The organism is Haloferula sp. A504 (assembly GCF_044385805.1).
Classification (GTDB): Bacteria; Verrucomicrobiota; Verrucomicrobiia; order Verrucomicrobiales; family Akkermansiaceae; genus Haloferula.
In genome coordinates, this window is record NZ_JBISBU010000045.1 from 1 (window position 1) to 18,320 (window position 18,320).

Sequence of the window (18,320 nt, forward strand, 5' to 3'; positions counted from 1 at the left end):
GCATTCCTCTGGGGTCCGGGGCGCGCGGGAGCTGGCTGACGGCCGGATTCTCTCTTGGTCGTGGGATAAGAGGCTGCGCTTGTGGAACGGGCAGAGCGGTGAGTGCCTGGAGATCGTTGCACAAGCTGATGCCGCCAACCTTCATCCCGAATGGCTCCATGCTCGATTCTTAAAGGAGTCCCCTGATGCGGTTGCTGGAGATTTTCATGCCATTTCCTCCAAGCGATCGGCACATCTTCGCCACAAGAATACCCCATCCCCGCTTGCTGCTTGGAATGCGGAATCCGATTCAGAAGCGCCCTTGCTGTTCCCCGATGGCACCGCCGTCGTCACCCAACAAAACGGTCAAGTTTGCATCCTCAAGCTGTATCACGGCAACCGCCGAGTGACCCTCGAAGAAGTGGAAAAGTCGCTTGCTTGCGTATGAACGTTCTCCAGTTCACTGGAGTCCGGATCTGATGCCTATTCGACAACCGAATCCCTCTCAGCAGTTGAATTCCCTGAGCCGACTCGTAAGCCTCATCACTGGCCCGGCACCACGGCCACTCGGTAAAACCTCCGCGTTGCCGAAGCCGCACTGGTATCCGTCAGTTCAAAGTCCTGCTCGGGTGCGATCGTCGTGGAGACCAAATCCCATTCTTTGAGATCATCGGAGCGTTCCAAACGATACCAGAGCTGGGGGTCGCCGGTGAGCTGGAGATGGAAGATCCCCGCGACATCGAGGGATACCGCGCGCACGCGTGGAGCCATCGGCTCCAACGGGATAAACGCAAAGCGGCTGATGACGACCTCGACCTCCTGCCCATCGGAGGGAGACGTGCCGTTGAAGAGCCAGAGGTTCATGCGGACGCGCTCGTCGCCGGGAGTGGGTACGCTGGCACTTGTGTTGCTCCAGGTGGCGATCTGAGGAATGGACGCGGGCGGCGGTGCGAAGGTTCCGTTGTGGCTGACGTAGTCCACGCGACCCGCCGACCAGGTGAAGCTGTGGGTGGTGGGGGCAGTGGCGGGAACGCTCCAGCGTGTGAGATTGCCGGAAAGGATGTAGGGCTGGACGACAAACTGGGCATTGGTCGAGTCTGCGGCATTGCCCCAGCGTGAAAACTCGACATCAATCTCACGATGACCGCCGGTGGTGGTGGGATCGTGGTCGTAGGTGAAAAGCCCGAGCACGACATTGGGATCGAGATCGTCCACGGCGGAATCGAGGAAGAAGCGGTAGCTGCCGTAACCGAAGGCGCGACTTGAGACGACCTCCGGGCAAAGCCACTGGCCGTCGCGGAAGGTGATGCGCAGGTGCAAGCGACCAGTTGCATCCACCCAGACGTTGTCGGTGCTGTCGGTGAATCGATTCGGCCCCGGCCCGAACAGGTAGCCACCGGAGTTTTTCACGTCCCAGTCGTAGCCGCACCAGTGAAAGGCATTCGGACTGCCGCGCTCGGTGATGACGCTGGCCACCGAGTTCGTCTCCAATTCCTCGGGAAGCACCGCCAGTCCATGCGCCAGCGGCGGCGTGTAGCTCTGGGGCACGAGAAACGCCGCGATCTTCGTGGCATACGCATCCGCACCACCGGTGGTGATGTCGCAGGACCAGGTGCCGTCGTTCTGGATGACCGTCAGCGGCGCGGCATCGGTGGGTTTGGTCCACCACCCCTGCACGAAGAGATAAACCGCGACCCGGAAGTCCGCCGGCGTGACCTCGCTGACGACACCCGAGAGGTCGGCAGGGGAACCCATCACCGGCACGGAGGTCAGGGAAATGCCGGGCGTCTGCGCGGCGAGCGGCGCGGCCCACGCCAGCCACGCCGCAGCCGTGATCCTCGACCATTTGGTTTTCATCCCGACGAACGGCTGACTCTACCACCATCCACTCGGACCCGGCGAGCGGCATGTCGGGCGGGGGCGTGGAATCGAAGGTACCCGGTGGCTGCTTTGGGCGGAGCCCTCACAACAAATGCTCCAGCCGGACGTGGTGCTGCGCATACGCCGCGCCGGCGCGCTGCAGCCACGGGATCATCGCGAAGTTGTCCGGCCGGAAGCGCCCGGCGAATTCGCTCTCGGCCGCCGCCACCTCTTGCCGGTTGAAGACCTGATTGTAGCGCACGTAGGCGAACTTCTTCTCGCCGTCGGCGAGCACGCCGGGGCCGGCAAGATCTCCGAGTTCCATGTCGATCGGATCCCCGAACTCGCACTGCCCAAGCACCCGGCAGATCAGGTCTTGTTCGGTGTTGATCGACTCCGTCAGCTCGATCGGCAGGTTCACCGCGTCCTGCAGGATGCCCAGCCGATCCCGGCGGCCCGGGCCGGTCGAACTCTTCGCCCGACCCGTCCCCACCGAGACCACCCTCAGGCGGTCCGTTCCGCAGGGCCATCCGACCCGGTAGCAGGGCAGCGTGGCGGTAAGAAAGGCGATCACCGACGGATTCGCGTAGGCGGTGACGCCTCCATCAACGAAGGTGAACTCGGTGCCACCGAGCACGACCTTCTCGGGCGGGAAGAACACCGGCAGGGCGCTGCTCGCCCTTACGAGCTGCCACAGCGGAATGTCGAGATTGCAGTCGGGCAGGTCCCGCTGGTTGAACTTCGCCCGCGGATTGTTGGTCACCGGCCAGGCCGACCCCGAGTCGGCATTCCTCATCACCACCATCAGCAGGGTCCGCAGCTTCTCGGTGCCGAGCAGCGCCGGCACTTCGCCCTGGTCGTCCTCGCTGAAATAGCCGCGCAGGAATTCCGAAAGTGCCTGCGCGGAGTAGAGGGCCTTCCGCCGCTTCAGCAACGAGGGCCTCGCAAACATCCGCGGCCCGATCTCGGCATACATTTCCCGAATGTGAACCGCCGAGTCACCCCACGAGAGAAAGGTCGCAATGATCGCGCCGGTGCTGGTCCCGGCGATGAAATCGAAGTGATCGGCCAGAACCAGTTCGGGATTCCGGTGGTGCTCCCGCAGCAGCTCCTCCATCCGCACCAGGATCTCGATCGCGAACACCCCACGGATGCCACCCCCATCGATGGTGAGGATGCGCTTGCGGCTCGTCCCGCCAGCTTCCAGGGAGTCTGACCGCCGCGATTTCACTGGGTCGGGTCTTTCCTGCTCAATCACCTCCGCAGGGCTCAGGAGGCACCCCGGGCACCAGCCGATATCCCATCTCGTCCAAGACCGAGTGCATCGCCCGCACGATCGCTTCGTCGAGCAACTTGTCAGCCTCCGTGAGGGTCGCGAAGGGCTGAAGACTCCGGTGCAGCCTGAGCTCATCGGTCGTCTCGTCGCAATGCTGGTATCCTCGGATCAGGTGATCCCGCACCCAGAAGTCATGTTCCGCCATCGCCAAGCCTTCATCTACCTTGTCCGGTGGCCTCTCTCCGGCCGACCGCGGGACGGTCCGCTCCAGTTCCAGCCCGGCGAGCTGCGCCTTGACGAGCAGCAACCGGGCCGGCTTGCGATTGCCGTCCTTCTCGCCCTCGGACAGCTCCGAATAATCCTTCAGGAGCGGATGGGTCAGCGGGCCTTTGGCGAGGTCGTCGTTGCGCCTTGCGCCGTACCGGTAATTGTCCTTTTCCATTTTCGCGGTCATCCACGATTCATGGGTCGCCTCCGCAATGCGCTCGATGACGTAAGGGTCGCTGAGTTCGGGCTGCGGAGGATCGAGGAAATCCTCGGTGACGTGCAAACGGATCACGTCCGGCGTGGGTAGGGAGTTTCGGGTAAACCACCCCGCACCGCACACCCGGCTGGTCGAGACGAGGGCCTCGATCGAGCGCGCCCCGTGCAGGAATTTCTCAGCGAACAGGAAGGCCCGCACGACATCCAGCCCGACCTTGGCAAACTTGGATTTGGGATCGATCACGCTGCCGCAGTGAGTCTCGATCATGTGGCGGACGATGCCTGCCCGTCGGATCCGGTGGATCCCGATCGTCCGGTCGAGCTCGGTGATGGCGTTGGGCCCCTTGATGTCCAGGTAGCCCCGCAGGCGGCTGATGAAATCCGGGACCTTGGCATTCCTTAGTCCGGAATCGTATCCGCCATGCTCGTTCCGCTGGTCGAAGGCCTCGAAGCTCTCGCACTTCCCGCCGGCGAAGACGAAGATCGCTTTGCCAAGCGGGTGCATGGCACGGCCGTCCCAGAACTCGGCATCCTGCATCGGTGCGAGGAAGTACTTCAGCCAACCAAACTCGCCGCCGAAGTTCGAGTCGAACTCATCGAAGAAGATCAGAGGCAGGTTTCCCCGGATCGTCTCGTCCCGGACCTGATGCAGGGCCTCGTAGAGTTCCTCCTCGTCACGGAATTGCGACATGTTGAAGGTGATCGACTGCTTCTTGCCGCCGAACAGGGAATTCATCAGCTGCTTGATCGCGAAGGACTTTCCGGAACCCGGGGGGCCGAAAACGGCGATGGACAGCGGTCTCGTGTCCTTGGAGTTCTCCTGATAGGCACGTACTGCGCGCCGGAAGGCGTTGATCCTCTCGATCTCCTCCCGATCGACGGTGAGATAGGCTCCGAAGTGAACCTTGGGAATGTCGTCGAGCGCGGCCTCGGCGCCGCGAAGGATGACCTCCGTCGCGAGTGCGGCCACCGCCTCCTCCTGGTCGCCGGCGGCATCCCGAAGGATGTGGCAGGTCGGCTCGCCCTCCTCGTGCGGATCGACTGGACCATAACCATACCGATCTCCGGTTCCTTCCTCCTCGATTTCCGGGAATGCACAGCGGAACATCTCCTCCGGCTTCGGCTCCGGCTTCTTTCCCGGTTCCGGCTTCTCCTCCTCCGGCGCGAATGCCTTGGCGAGCGGTTCAGGCAACACCTCGCCGACCCGCGGCCCCGCGGCTTCTTCACCGCCTCCTGTCTCCAGCGCGGCCCGGCCCGCGCCGAGAGCACGTGACGCAGCGATGAACAGGGGATACGACTCCGGAGCCAGCGTGTTGAGGACCACTCCCGCCGTGAGATACGAGCCGGCCCCGAAGATCATCCCGGGGAACTGGTCGTCGTAGACGCCCTCGTGGCATTCGGGATGGTAAAGAAAACGGACCAGACGTCCCCGTTCCCAAAGACCTTCCCCGGCTGAAGCCTGATACGCCAGATCCGCCGGGTCCCGCGAAACAATCCCAACCCCGCTCAAGCCGAAGCGAACGATCACTCGGCGGCAGCGGGCGAGCTGCCCGAGGACACCTTCGCCCCAAAGCGCCCGCAGCAGATCCTCGATCGTACTGTCCCATGAACTGCCCTCGGAAAGCCGCTCACCCGCATCGCGTAGCGCCGAGGCCGACAGCACCACCGTGAGCCGTTCTGCGCACTCCGGCGCGAACTCCCGCAAAAGCGGTGAACACGGATCGACCACGCTGGTCTTCACCAGAATGCTACCGCATCCTTTCGCCCGCTCGCGGAGCTGCCGCCAGGCAGCGGCATCGTGGGAGAAGTCCAGGCCCAGGTTCTCGACCACCAGGACGTCCCCGGCTCCGAGTTCAGGAACATCCGGGGCTCCGGACTCCCCGAGACGGCATCCCAGGAACTCGCGAACCCGCCACGTCTTGTCGAACCGGGCCCACACCTGGAATGCCTCACTGGGCTTGTTCTTGCGACGCGCAGCCTTGGCCATGGCAGCGGGCCCGAGCACGTCCGCATCCAGTCGGCCGCACACCTTCCCGAGGAGTTTAGCCAGGAAATCCGCCCCACCCGGGCTCTTGTTCAGGAAGGCCTTGTTTCCGGCCGACGCGTAGGAGCCTTCGGCCTCGGGATACTGCACCAGGTGGAAGTCCGTCAGGCGATCGCCCGTCACTACCACCCTCCGTGGCACGCGTTCTTCAGACATGGAGTCAGCCTGCCCTAACGACCTCGCCGAAGCGAGTCCGAACTCAAAGTGTTGGGTAGGCTATCTCGACTTCGCGAGGATCGTTGTCTCCGCACCCTCCGAAACGTCGACGACTCGATGGGAACGTGAACGGGGAACCAGCTTAGAACCGCAACGCGCGATCCCATCATCAGCAGCCAACAGCCCGTCCAGAACTCGTGTACCGCATCTTCGAATGCACGCCCTGAGTTCGTTCTCCAAGACCACGCCGAAAGGTCCTCCAACTGAAAAACCGTGGGCAGCAATCATTCCAACCACTGAATCATCGGGGCATCACGAGTTCAACGACTACGTCTGAGACCTCATGGCGATACTCGGGTGCGACTTGCGGCAAATCCTGGGTATAGATTCCCTGCCCCCGTAGCGCCGGGTCGCGCGCCCGTTCATCGATAAGCTCTTTTGCCACGGGATCAGGTGCCGCGAGGACGAGGAGGCTGATGGTTTGCCCCTGCCGAGGGGGATATTCGCTGTTGCCGATTTGTCCTCTGGTGGACCACTCCCCACTGTCGCGAATGTCAAAAACGCCATTTGGCGGAAGCTGCAAGAACCAGCCGGGTGCAGCAGGATCTTCAACGTTCACAAACAACAGCAAGGTGTGGTCTTTTCCGAGATTGCCACAGTGCCCTGAGACACTAAAGAAACCACCATCTGGCAGCCTGCGAACCTCTAACTTTGACTTGTTTTTTATGCTGTCAATCCGCACCGGGGAACCCTCGGCGGGCCCGTGTGAAGCGTCCATCAGCCAAGTCGCGATCTTTTTCGGCTTCCGATTCGCATCAAAAATCCCCCAAAAGGGCTCTGCCGGGTGATGAGTCTTCCAAACTTGATCGAAGGCCTCGAAATAGACGAACGGCACCTCCAGCACGTGCAACGCCTGATAGTATTCTGCCTGGGCCTGCTCATCAGGCAACTTGACACCGTCGTCGAGGCTATTCGTTGGCAGTCCCACCTCCTTGCAAAGGATGGGGACTCCAGTCGCCTTTGCGCGCAACTCTTCGACCTGGGCCTTGGTCCACCTGCTGGCCCCCGGTTCGGATGTTTGGCGGTTCCAGAACGGATGGACATTGGGAAACAACCAATCGCCCACAGTCAGCAACTCGGGGATACTTGTATAATCCTCAATCTGCTCGCTTGTGGTGACGGGTTTCCCGCTCCATTCGCGCAACTCCTTGATGCGTGACCTCAGAACATCGAGTGTGTATCGATTCTCGCGCCCGATTCCTTCGTTGCCAACGCAGTATCCGTCCACCACTCCAGCGAGAGACCGGGCGTTCTTCCACTCCTCTTCGTTTTCGGGATTGTAAACACCCAGAATCACAAATTCGATACCCGCCTCCCGGGCAAGCTTGGGGATCTCCATCTTGAGGCCATCACAACCATAAGTGACGATGCCGCCAAAGCCGGCAGCCGCGAGGGTTTCAAGATCAATCGTGATCTCATCAGCGCATTCAGGCATCGGTGATCTCCCTGTGGGGGAATATGCAACCCAACGGGTGGAACGAAAAGACTCGTCGAGATAACCTGGAATCCCAGCGTTCAGGGAAGAGGTCATACTTGCAATAGCGGCGGCCAAAATGTAGGCTTGTGTTTTCATGGTAGAATCAGTCAGTGAGAAAGAATGATAGCGAGCTGACGGGAGAGACACTCGGATTATCCTCGGGTGGCCATGCGTAAACTCCTGAACGCGCGGCCGATTGATACCGTTTGAAGTCGCTTTTCGGGACGATGTAGGATTTCAAGACAAAATGGTCGCCAACGTTCGGTGGAAAACTCGCGTTTCCAACCTGAACCTCCTTGCTCCATTTGCCGGTCTCATCGGGATGAATCCGAGCCCCGCCGTACTGGGGCCGCTCGATCCCGTCTGCGGCGGTCACCGTAAGGAGAATCGCGCCGGCTTCGGAGATGCCGTAGGCGATTCCTTCCACCGTCACACGGGCTCCCTGCCCCGACGCGAAGCGGAAAGAAGCCCTTCCGCCATCGTCTGGCCTGGTGATTTCAACACGCTGAATTGAAGGGTCCATTTTCGTGGACCCGTCCCCGCTTCGGTTTTCGACAGCTTGGTTTTTTTCGTAGTAAACCCACAAGGCCGAAATACCGGCGAGAACGATGAGCACCACAGCAGCCAAAGGAATTTGTGAACGACGGCCAGCCTCAGAATTTAGAGCTCTATCAATATCTTTAATGAGATCCCTAATCCCTGACTCAAATCCTTCGGGGAACTTGACCGCATGGGAGGTGGTTAATTCTTCCAGGGAGGGCGGGAGATCTCGAGATTCCGGGAGCTCTGCACCATCAACCATGACAGGCATGACTGGGTTGCCAGTCGCTAATGCGATTTCAACTTCCTTGCGGTGCCAGTCGACAGAATCCGCTTTCAGACGCTCTTTCAAAGTGTGAACCCACCCGGGGTCAATAATGACGATAACCAAGGAAGATGACCGGATCTTCTTTTCTATCACTCGCGGGAATTTGGATGCGGGCGGAATGCTAGTTTTGTCGAGGAAGACATTCTTCTTCCCGAATTTTTTTCGCAATCCTTCAGCAATACCACTCACCAAAGCGGGAGTGTCCTTATTATTCCTCGTCCGACGATAGGAGATGAAGATATTCGGCTTCATGCGTTCGAATCGACTTAGGTAGTTATTAGGTAAATTATCCCACCACCCACCCCGCCTTCGCGAGGATCTTGGGCCACTGGTGGACGGCGTTCCGGTCGTAGCCCTTGATGTCGTCGGGCAGCTTGGACCACGGCACGAGATAGGGGCTGATCTTGCGCTCGGTGTCCTTTTTCTCGCCGTGCCGCCAGCCGTCGTGGAGGCGCTCGGCGTTCCAGCGACCGTGCTCGGCTTCGGCCATGCTTTCGATCAGCTCCTTGTCCTCGTCGGTGTCGGCGAACTTGAACACCGGGATCTCTTCCGGCGGCAGTTCGCTTTTCTCGACGGTGAAGCCATGGCTGCGCAGGATCTCGGCGGCGTAGAAGGCCTGGTGGCGGTTCGAGTGCTTGAGCCCGGCGGTCAGCCGAGCCCACGGTCGCAGGTTCGGCTCCTTGATCCGTTGGCTCTGGTCGAGCAGGTAGGCTTGGTGAACCGCCTTGCCGGGTTCCTCCCATTGCTTTTCCCATTCGCTGTCGGGAGCGGCCGAGCGGAAACAGAGCATCGCGGAGAGCGTCGGAACATCGTCGGGCACGAGCATGCCGTCGGCCCGGCCCTCACCGGCATGGTCCAGCAGCTCCTTGAAACGCTCCGCGGCCTCGCTCTCGTCGTCGATCACGGCGGCCTTGGCACCGAGCGCCCAGGCAAGGGCCAATTCGGCGGCTGAGATCTTGCCGCCACCGAGGCACAGAAGCACCACCTTCGCCGGGTCCACCCCGGACGCCAGCAGGTCGGTCCACATCTGAAGCGGTTCGTGGATGGTGAAGTCGCCTGCACCGGGGGTCTTCACCGGAACGACCGGCTCGCCCGCCGGCCGGGTGCCCGGTGGCAGGTGCTCGGGGATGTAGCCATGCACCGATCCACCGGTGGATTCCTCTGCGGCGTCTTCCCTGGCGAGCTTGGCCAGCAGGCCACAGACGCCGGCGTCGGTGCCGCCGCTGAGCACCTGGGCGTCGCATCCGGCGAGCGCGGCCCGCAGGTGGGCGTCGAAGCGGGACAGGCGCCCGGCATCGATCTCGCCGGTGGCTCCGGCGATGATCAGGGCGTGGCGGTCCGCGTCATACTCCACCAGGGGATGGAGGTCTTGGGAATTCCACGATGAGCGATCGCAACCCTGCCGGCCGAGCTCCGCTTCACGCGCGAACAGGTCGGCGGCGCATTCGAGAATCGCCACCATCGGGAAATCCTCGCCCATCGCGTCCTCCAGCCGTTCCAGGCTGCGCCGGATGTCGGCCATCGGGCGCGGGTTCTCGGAGCTTCGGGCCGCCAGGCAGAGCGCCTCGAAGGCCCCGCCGTCGTCGCCGAGGAAGAGCCGGATGCGGGTCAGCGCCAGCCAGGCGCGGTTGACCTCGATCCCGGCCTCGATGTGAGCCTTGCAGCGCTGCGCGGCCGCGCGCAGGGAGGGCGCCAGCAGGTCGAGTTGCTGCTTCCTGGCGCCGGCGATCACCTCAAGCTCGACCAGCCCACAGAGGTGGTAGGGATCTTCGGGCACCAGTTGCACGGCACCCTGCAGGCTGCGGCGCGCCAGGGCGCGGCTGCCCGGGCTGCCGATCAACACCCGGCCGAGCCAGCCCAAGGCCGTCGCGCGGCGGATCCGGTCATCATCCTCGAGAAACGCGTCGAATCCCTCGTCCGGTTGCGCGACCGATTGGAGAAGCTCCAGCCCCTGTCGGAATTTCGGGTCCTTGGGCTTGTCCTGATGCATCCGGCACAGCGCGTGACCAAGCTCCATCCGGATCGCCTCGGCGCAGGGCGCATCGGTCCCGGCGTGGGCATCGAGCGCCTCGATCAGGGTTTCCCAGTCCCAGGCCGAGCGCGCCAGGTGGGCGATCCCGAGGGCCAGCTTCGCCTTTTTTCCAGGATCCGGTTCAAGCTCGATCAGCAAGCATTGATCCTCGATGCGCCGGTTCCGCTCGGCGCAATCCATCTGCGCGGCGTACTCGCCGACATAGGCATCCACCTGCGCGACGAAGCGGCCGAATTCGGCGTCCGCCGACTCCAGCGCCGCGGCCACCCGGGCCGCCTCGCGTTCGCAGTGGGTGGGCGGCTTGAATCCGCTCTTGTAGAGCCGGTCGTGGGTCACCTCGGAATGGGCGTGCTGGAGCAGCGTGCGGACCTGGATCTCCGCGACCCGGTCGCCGATTTCCTCCGGGATGGTCACGCCGAGCAGGCTTTTCACCCGCGAGCTGCCATCCTTTTCCATCGGGATCCGCACCAGGAAATGCACCGACAGGTAGCCGAAGGCATCGCGGGCATGCCGCACCGCGGTGTCGTCATCCTCTTCGATCTCGAACACCTCCCGGATCTGGCGGCAGATCAGCTCCGCCTCGCGCTCGGTCGGGGCGATCATGCGTCCACCGCAAAGGTCGGTGAGATCGTGGACCGGGTCGGAATACTTGTCCGCCTTGCGCAGGCACTTCCCGGCGAAGCTGTCGACCGCCTTCGGGCGGGCCTGGACGATCGCCAGCGGCGCCCAGCGCGAACGCAGCTTGTTGAGCACGTCCACCAGCGCCCCGGCGTAGGTCTTGTAGCGGGGCAGCTCGTCGGTGGCGTAGACCTCGATCTGTCGCCGGAGCCAGTTCCATGAGAAGAACTCGAGGTGCGGCGGCATGACCTTGTCTTCACGGGCGAGCTTCTGGAGCTCGACCGGCGTGACCCAGCGGAACGCCGAGTGCTCGTCGCTCAGCGTCACCTCGGGCCGCGAGTCGGTGAAATCGTGGCAGAACATCGAGTATTCCACCTCACGGCTGTTCGTGACGATCACCTTCTCGGGCTCACCCGGCAGCTCCGGGATCACCAGTCCGGCCTCCTCCTCCGCCTCGCGGCGGGCGGCCTCAGACGCCGTCTGGCCCTCGTCGATCTTGCCACCGGGAAACTCCCACATGCCTAGAAAATGCCGGCTGGTGCCGCCGCGCTCGAGGATGAGAATGAGACCTTCGGGATCGCGGACGAGGATCGAGGCGGAGTGTTTCATGGAGGGGAGAAAATAACGATGGGGATCTGGGATCAATCAGGCCACGAGAGCCAACATAGACGGACAAGGGTTTCACCAAGCTTACCGCCTATTGCCTAACGAATCGCTGTTCGCTAGGCAAGCACGCCTCGGTGTCATCGAGGATATGCGCGGTGGATGAGAGACCGTGCAGAGGTGCCGGGTGTTTTCCGCCGTGCAGGCACCGCCGAAACCGCCGATGGGAGATCCACCACCGCACTCACTCACCGGAAATGGTGGACATCGGCCCGCCTGGATGGCCTCCCTGCAAATCCCAAACCGCGAACGCCGGAAGTTCGGGACGCGGCCCAGCCGGGTCCATTGCTTCAAGTCCGGGCAACCTTACCCGGCCTTCGATCTCGTCCCGATCCACTCCCTGACCTTGTCGCAGAATTCGGCGATGATCATGCGGTCCAATTCGGCTTGCTTGCGCATCCTTCCATCCTTCGTGAACTGGAGATCCGCCAAAAATTCGTTGTATTCGCGCCAGATATCGTGCCCATCGGGATAGTCGTCCCGTCCGTCGCCGTGGCGGTATTCATAGAAAAAATCCCTCACGACCGTGATCAACTCCTCCGGACTGTCGTCATGGACCTGAAAGTCACTCCCGTCGAGGTCGCTGATGGCCGCCTTCGCGGATCGCCCAGTCGATTCCACGATGAGGAACTTCTTCGGGAGGCCTTTCCCATATTCGACGGACTTCCTCGCGTAACACTCCCACGCCCAGTCGATTCCGAGCTCGAAGGGCATGTTCATCCGGTAGTATTCCCCCGCTTTCGACGCCCTGTTCCTCGACAGGTCGTGGAATCCGAAGCGGCAGAGCGGAATCAATCCCGCGATCTTGTCGAGTCGAACTTCTTTGCAGTCCAGCCTTTCTGCCGCCGTCTCGGGCCGGTAGCCGAGCCGGATCACCGCGAAGAGCACGGCCCTCAGGAGGGGGATGTAATCCTTGTCGTAAGGACAGTTTATGAAGACACCTTGGCGGTAGTCTTTCGTTTCGGGCGGGGGCATAAGCGGGCGGCTGCCGTTGCCGGGATCCGGGTTTCAACGAGACCGCTGCGGTCGTGCACGAAGATCACCATGTCGCCCCCCTTCGCGGCGTTGTCCTTCGCGAATTGCACCGCCTCATGGCGGGTAGGCCGAATCCGCAAAGCACGCCGTGCGTTCGGTTTCACCACGGCCCAGCCCTTCCCGTTCGAGACGACATGGATGGGCTGGGGGCCTGCCTTGGACTTGGCCATGCCCAACAATCTACCCTCCACCGACTCAGCGTCAATGACGATCCCCCTTGCATGTCGGGCGCGACGATGCCGAAACGTTCCAATATCTGAGCCATGGCTGACCGGCATCTGGAGTTTGCTTGACCGTGGCGGGTCCCGAGGCGGATGACTCTGGCAAAAATGCCCATGAAATGTTCACCCGAAACTCCCGAGACCCACGAGGACCGCGTCCGGGGTCTGCTCGGCGGATCGGCTCCGCTTGAGATCCACCGCCAGTGGCTCGCGGACAACAACCAGCTCATCCTCGGCCCCGATCTGGACAACGCCCGGGAGATCATGAGCGCCCGCACGGCCGTGCACGACGTGCTGGTCGCCCGCTGGGCCGAGGCCCGGCAGCAGGAGTTCGGGTATGAACGACCCTTCGCGGTGGTCGCCCACGGGGGCACGGGTCGCCGCGAGCTGACCCCCTGCTCCGACCTCGATTACACGCTGCTGTTCGACGATGACATCGAGCACAACGCATTCGTCCAGAGTCTAGCCGCCGAGACCTGCGAGTCGCGGACCTTCGAAGAGCACCACGGCTTCGCTTTCGAGCCGACCCGGTTCAATCTCGACGTCGCTCCGTTGCTGGATGAGAAAGACCTAAACTCGTTTCTCGACATGCGTGCGGTCTACGATCCGACCGGTTTGGCGGAGAAGTTCCGGGCGCGCATCCGGGCCACCTACGATCCCTTCCAGCACTTCCTCCACGTCCGCGAGTTCTGGCGGACGCAGCTCAACCGCTCGCCAGCCTGCGACCGAATCGACGAGTTCGACATCAAAAACGACGCGCTGCGCTTGTTCCAGAGCGGGGTCTGGACCCTGGCGGGCCGGGACTATCTGCACAGCGGGGAAATCTATCGCAGCCAGGTCCACCCGCGCGATCTGGAGGCCTACCTCTTCCTCCTGCGGATCCGCTGCTGGATGCACCTCCGCAAGCCTCCGGCGGCAATGACGGCGCTCGGCAACCACCCCCAGGACGTGTTCCGCTTCGACGACTTCGAATCGTTCGGCGAGATGGCCGGGCCGGACGCCGGGCCCAGGGAGCAATTCGAGTTCGCCAACGAGGTCCGCGCCCGCTTCCTCTCGGCGCGCCGGCGCGTGCTGGGATTCGCCCGGGGCATCATCCACACCGAACTGCGCCGCGGCCGGCAGGTCCGGCCCGGCAGCCCCATCACCCTCGGTCCCGGCGGACTGTTTCACGCCGAGGCGCGGCGGTCCCGCACCGACCCAGGCCGCAGCCGCGCCGCGCTGTCCCTCCTGCATGCCGCCCAGCGCTACGGGGTGCCGGTCGATCCGTCCGAGCTGCAGGGTGCCTTCGACAACGCCGGCGACTGGCTCGAACGCGTGCCCGAGGTCGCCATGCTGTTTTCCGAACCCCGGGGCAGCCTCGCCGACAGCTTCGAATTTCTTTCCCAGATCGATGGCGCGGAAGACCGCCTCTTCCCCGGGCGCCGGGCCTTCGAAGCCTCCCTCGATGAACGGGTCCTGGCGGAACGTGCCGATCTGCGGAGCCGCTTCGAACTTGGCAAGCTCCGGAGACTCGAAGAACTGCTCAGCATCCAGGCTCCCTCCCCCACCGACGGCGACCCCGGCGCGGTCTCGCCTGCCGCCGCGGCCGCGATGCTCGACAGCGACCATCTCACCGCAGTGAAACTCGCGCTCAAGACCAAACGCCTGCCGCTGACGGTGGAGGACGAGAAGGCACGACTCGACGAGAGCCGATCTTGGATCGAGCGGTTCTCGTCGGGCTTCTCCGGTGTCCCGCTGGAGGAATACTACCGCCGCTTCGGCCGCGAGTATGGCTTCGCCGATGACATCCTCGCGATTACCGAGTTCCTCATCGCCAACCGCCGCGCCTTCAAGGACCACACGCTGGAAGGCCAGAACGATCGCGAGCAGGTCCGCAGGTTCCGGGATCGCTGTGCCACCGAGCAGCGCCTGCACGCGCTCTACGTCTTCACCTGTGCCGACCGCTTCGAGTGGGGTGCGGAAAGCCGCGAGCCCGCCCGCTGGTTCGTCATCCGCGAGCTCTACCTGAAGACCCTCCACGCCTTCCGCAGCATCTCTCCGGATGCCGCCGCGGTTCTGCGGGCCGATGGCTACGATGCGGAAGCCCGGGCGGTGATCGAGGACCTGGGCACCGGCTTCTTCGGCGGGCTCTACGGACGCCACAAGAACCGCTTCGGCAGCCATCTCGTCCAGCTCGCCTCCCGCGACACCGACGAACCCAAGGCCGCCATCCTCCACGACGGGGCGGCTGTGATCCTCGGCGTGGCGGCACGCGACTTCCCGGGTCTCGCGGCGTGCATCACCGGCGAACTTTGGAAGCGGGGGGTCCGTGTCGGACAGGTCCACTGCTTCAGCGCCCGGAACCACGGCCTCGTCCTCGACTTCTTCCACCTCGCGCCCGATCAGGACATCGACACGCAGAAACTCCCGGCCCATGTCGAGGAGGCAGTGGCCCGACGCCTGCATCTCGATTCAAGCGAGGCGCTTCCGGAACTCGCCGGCACCATCGAACTCCACGAGCCCCAGCCCGGGAAATGCCGGATCCGCTACAGCGGCTCCCAAGACAGCGCCGGCCTGATCCACGCCCTGTGCTGGAAACTCTTCCACCATCTGCGGGCCGACATCCACGGGCTGAATGCCCACAACACGCGCACCGGCCCGGTGATGCTGGCGCATGTCTCGCTGCCGCACGATCTGGCTGGCGATGCGGCCCGGCGGATCATGGAGGAGAGGTTCTGATACCAATGAACGGAATAGGCTGGTAGAATGGCAGGAGTGATTTTCCTCAAGCTCAAGGCGTGACGAGGGCGCGGTGCGGGCACCGCAACCGAGGAACAACGCCGAGATTGAGGAAAAGCGCCCGGACTTCCTTCCCTTCGCGAAGCGACTGACGTTCAAAACCTTCCGTAGTCACCATTCTACCAGCCTATTCCGTGAGTTGGTATGAGGATCAGCCAGGACCCTCGCGAACCGATACCCACCCATCATGAATCCCGAACTCCACTACCACGGCTCCTTCACCTTGACCCTGGACCGCGACCACCGCGTCCGCATCCCGGTCGAATGGAGACCGGAGGCAGGGGGCACGCTCCTACTGCTCCCCGCGAGGAGCTTCGACCTGCCGATGCTGAAGGTCATGAGCCGGTCCTGCCACGAGGGCATCATCGCCATGATCCGCGAAGCCCCCACACCCCCCGCCCGGCGCCAGGCGATCGCCGCCGCCTTCATGGCCATGTCCCATGAAACTGCGGTCGGGCCACACGGCAAGCTACGCATCCCGAAGCCGCTCTGCGAGAAGGCGGCACTCGAACCGGGTGGCGAGGTCGTCGTCGCCGGTGCCGGCGATCACTTCATGATCTGGAACCCGGCAAACTTCGAAACCATGTGTGAACTCGCCACCGACGCGCTTGATGACGACAACCTCGGGATCCTCTGATGCCCGATCCCAGGCAATCAATCGCCTACGCACGGCCTACGCACCACGGGAAGGCAGGAAGCGAAGCAACCGGGGAAACACCGATTCAAGCGAGCCCGGGTCCGGGCAGACGATCGATTCGCGGAACCGCAACTGGCCCGGGAGGCTCCGGGGATCAAAACCGGAAATCACCGAGATCAGCTGGGCGTCCGGCTTGTTGCCGCTGAGGATGTCCTGATGAAAGCTGCGCCACTCATACTCGGGCCACCCCTTGACAAGATGCTCGACCTTGCGCCCGACCGCGATCAGGCACCGGGCGCTCTGCAAGGCCTGGTCGATGGATTTTCCGTAGTCGGAGTCGCAGAGCGTCCGCTCGCTGAAGAAGATCTCCAGCGCCGTGCGACGGCTCAGCTCTTCGTGGAGGCGGTGGGCGAAGTCCGCATCCTCGGAGGCGAAGGTGATGAACACATCCGCCGGTTTTCCTCTCATCCACTCCCCACCACCGCTTGCCACGACATCACGATGCCGGGAGATGATGTTGCGGGTGACGGGGCATAGATCAAACTGGCGGCTCTCGCCCTCGGCTTCTTCGTAGTCATCTTGATCGTCATCGTTCAGTTGACCTCGATCCTGCTTATCTTCGCGGAACTCCTCGACCACCTTGTCGAGTTTTTCAGCTTCCCTCAGCAGCCCTCCACGGAACAGAAAATCGGGTATGAACTCCCGGTTGACCCTGCCCTCGTCCTTGCCCTCATCCTTGACCTTCATTTGGTCCCAAACCCGATTGACCTCAAAGAGCCCGATCGGCGAGTCGAGGAGCCGGCCCTCAAGCAACTCTCCATCGCAGAACACCGCCTCTTCCGGCACCCGCAGCTGGACGATCCGGTCGATCTCAATTCCCTGGTCCTCGGCGGTGATGTTGAGGAAGACGTCGTCCACCGCCGGGCGCGGCTTCCCTTCAAACTCCACCACCAGCGAATCCGGCCCGCGCAACCATTTCAAGGGCACCTGGGCGGTGCGATGATGCAGTTCGTCGGGGAACTTGTGCATGATGAACCGCTGCCGCCATTCGCGCCACGCGGCCTCCGCGTCCCGATCGATGGATTGCCCGTTTTCATCGCACTCGAACACGTAGCGACACGCCCATTCCGGTCGCGGATCGACGATGATCAACTCTTCGAGGAGCTCGCGACCGATGATCAGGTCCGGATTGAGCAGTTCCTGACGGTTGTCCGAACCACCGTTCGCGATGTTCCACCCCACCGGATCCACATCGCGCCAATTCAGGCAGTAGAATTGCTTGCCTCCCATGGAGACGACCACCAAGGCTCCGCCGCTCGCAAACCGGAAGCGGAAATCCGCACTGCTATGATCCAAGAACGACTCTCCCGTCCCATTGAGCACCCCGTCGATTGAGCCCTGTAGGTCAGAGACTTGCTGATCGGAATTCTTGGCTTCGTCTGTCAGGGATTTCTTCTGTTCTCTCCGATGAATGGCCGGCGTCGAAGCATCGAAGGCGACCCGGAGACAGGATCCTCTTCGCGCGATGCGGGCGGCCTTTTGCTTCTCGGCCTTCTCTTTACACTTCTCGCACTTCTCGGTCTCTTCCCGGCTCGCCAGCTTCTCGCACTCGGCGCAACCGTCGGCATTCTCCGCCACCTCCCTCCGGCAAGGCTTCCTGCTCAATTGGAACTTCTTCAAGAGCACCTGCAGGAAACGATTCTCCACCTCGACCAAAGCGCGCGGCCCCTCGACCGCCCCGAGATCTTCCTTCTCGTCCATCGGTTGCATCATGATACCGGTGTCATCGCAGGAAAAGACAGAATTTCGCGCGTCCACGAGGCCACAGATCGAGCGGCACGAATCAAGGCCCGCGCACTTCCGGCTCCGCTTCAGCGCTTCCGCCGATACCCCCGGCCTCATCCACACCCTCTGCTGGAAACTCTTCCACCACCTGCAGGCCGACATCCACGGCCTCGCCTCCAACACCACCCGCTCCGGCCCGGTGATGCTGGCGCGTGTCTCGCTGCCGCAGGATCTGGATGGCGGTGCGGCCCGGCGGATTGTGGAGGAGAGGTTCTGAGATTCAGACTTGGAATGATACGCGGTCCTCCTCAGCACTTCACCACGCCAACTCCATCGGAATTTTCGAAG

General features: G+C 62.7%; 13 protein-coding genes. 4 read left to right on the forward strand and 9 right to left on the reverse strand.

Going from position 1 to position 18,320, the window contains the following annotated elements; genetic code table 11:
- Positions 1-427 (forward strand): hypothetical protein (locus ACG2LG_RS17605; RefSeq protein ID WP_396261185.1); only part of this gene is annotated, 427 nt, incomplete at its 5' end.
- A 95-nt stretch (positions 428-522) separates the two neighbouring features.
- Here ACG2LG_RS17605 and ACG2LG_RS17610 read toward each other — a convergent pair.
- The 8 genes from ACG2LG_RS17610 to ACG2LG_RS17645 all read right to left on the reverse strand — a co-directional run bounded on the left by ACG2LG_RS17610 (position 523) and on the right by ACG2LG_RS17645 (position 12,829).
- A complete protein-coding gene (locus ACG2LG_RS17610; RefSeq protein WP_396261186.1) occupies positions 523-1,836 on the reverse strand; it encodes a glycoside hydrolase family 16 protein in 1,314 nt (437 codons plus the stop codon).
- A 106-nt stretch (positions 1,837-1,942) separates the two neighbouring features.
- The gene (locus ACG2LG_RS17615) at positions 1,943-3,070 is read right to left on the reverse strand and encodes a patatin-like phospholipase family protein (protein ID WP_396261188.1); all 1,128 of its coding nucleotides are present in this window, start codon (positions 3,068-3,070) and stop codon (positions 1,943-1,945) included.
- Between the two features lie 19 nt (positions 3,071-3,089).
- Positions 3,090-5,798 (reverse strand): RyR domain-containing protein, encoded by a 2,709-nt coding sequence (locus ACG2LG_RS17620; protein WP_396261190.1) that lies wholly within the window; start codon positions 5,796-5,798, stop codon positions 3,090-3,092.
- Between the two features lie 301 nt (positions 5,799-6,099).
- Positions 6,100-7,431, reverse strand: coding sequence for a hypothetical protein (locus tag ACG2LG_RS17625; RefSeq protein WP_396261192.1), 1,332 nt, complete (start codon positions 7,429-7,431; stop codon positions 6,100-6,102).
- A gap of 7 nt (positions 7,432-7,438) precedes the next feature.
- Positions 7,439-8,455: a toll/interleukin-1 receptor domain-containing protein gene (locus tag ACG2LG_RS17630; RefSeq protein WP_396261194.1), complete on the reverse strand. Its 1,017-nt coding sequence runs from the start codon at positions 8,453-8,455 to the stop codon at positions 7,439-7,441.
- 34 nt (positions 8,456-8,489) lie between these two features.
- Entirely contained in the window at positions 8,490-11,462 is a 2,973-nt protein-coding gene (locus ACG2LG_RS17635) for an NUDIX domain-containing protein (protein WP_396261195.1), read from the reverse strand.
- Between the two features lie 360 nt (positions 11,463-11,822).
- On the reverse strand, positions 11,823-12,491 hold the full coding sequence (locus tag ACG2LG_RS17640; RefSeq protein WP_396261197.1) for a hypothetical protein: 669 nt from the start codon (positions 12,489-12,491) through the stop codon (positions 11,823-11,825).
- The gene (locus ACG2LG_RS17645; RefSeq protein WP_396261199.1) at positions 12,446-12,829 is read right to left on the reverse strand and encodes a DUF2188 domain-containing protein; all 384 of its coding nucleotides are present in this window, start codon (positions 12,827-12,829) and stop codon (positions 12,446-12,448) included. Before ACG2LG_RS17645 ends, ACG2LG_RS17640 begins: the two co-directional genes overlap by 46 nt.
- 57 nt (positions 12,830-12,886) lie before the next feature.
- Here ACG2LG_RS17645 and ACG2LG_RS17650 point away from each other — a divergent pair, with 57 nt between their 5' ends.
- Both ACG2LG_RS17650 and ACG2LG_RS17655 read left to right on the forward strand, forming a co-directional pair.
- Positions 12,887-15,490 carry a DUF294 nucleotidyltransferase-like domain-containing protein gene (locus ACG2LG_RS17650; RefSeq protein ID WP_396261201.1) on the forward strand — a complete coding sequence of 868 codons (2,604 nt, stop codon included), beginning with the start codon at positions 12,887-12,889 and terminating at the stop codon, positions 15,488-15,490.
- A gap of 247 nt (positions 15,491-15,737) precedes the next feature.
- Positions 15,738-16,187, forward strand: coding sequence for a division/cell wall cluster transcriptional repressor MraZ (locus ACG2LG_RS17655; protein WP_396261203.1), 450 nt, complete (start codon positions 15,738-15,740; stop codon positions 16,185-16,187).
- Positions 16,188-16,223: 36 nt separating this feature from the next.
- On the opposite strand, the gene ACG2LG_RS17660 is transcribed toward ACG2LG_RS17655, so the two are convergent.
- Positions 16,224-17,948 (reverse strand): TIR domain-containing protein, encoded by a 1,725-nt coding sequence (locus ACG2LG_RS17660; RefSeq protein WP_396261205.1) that lies wholly within the window; start codon positions 17,946-17,948, stop codon positions 16,224-16,226.
- A 19-nt stretch (positions 17,949-17,967) separates the two neighbouring features.
- Here ACG2LG_RS17660 and ACG2LG_RS17665 point away from each other — a divergent pair, with 19 nt between their 5' ends.
- Complete coding sequence (locus tag ACG2LG_RS17665) at positions 17,968-18,249, forward strand: hypothetical protein (protein ID WP_396261207.1); 282 nt, start codon at positions 17,968-17,970, stop codon at positions 18,247-18,249.
- Positions 18,250-18,320 lie beyond the last annotated feature (71 nt).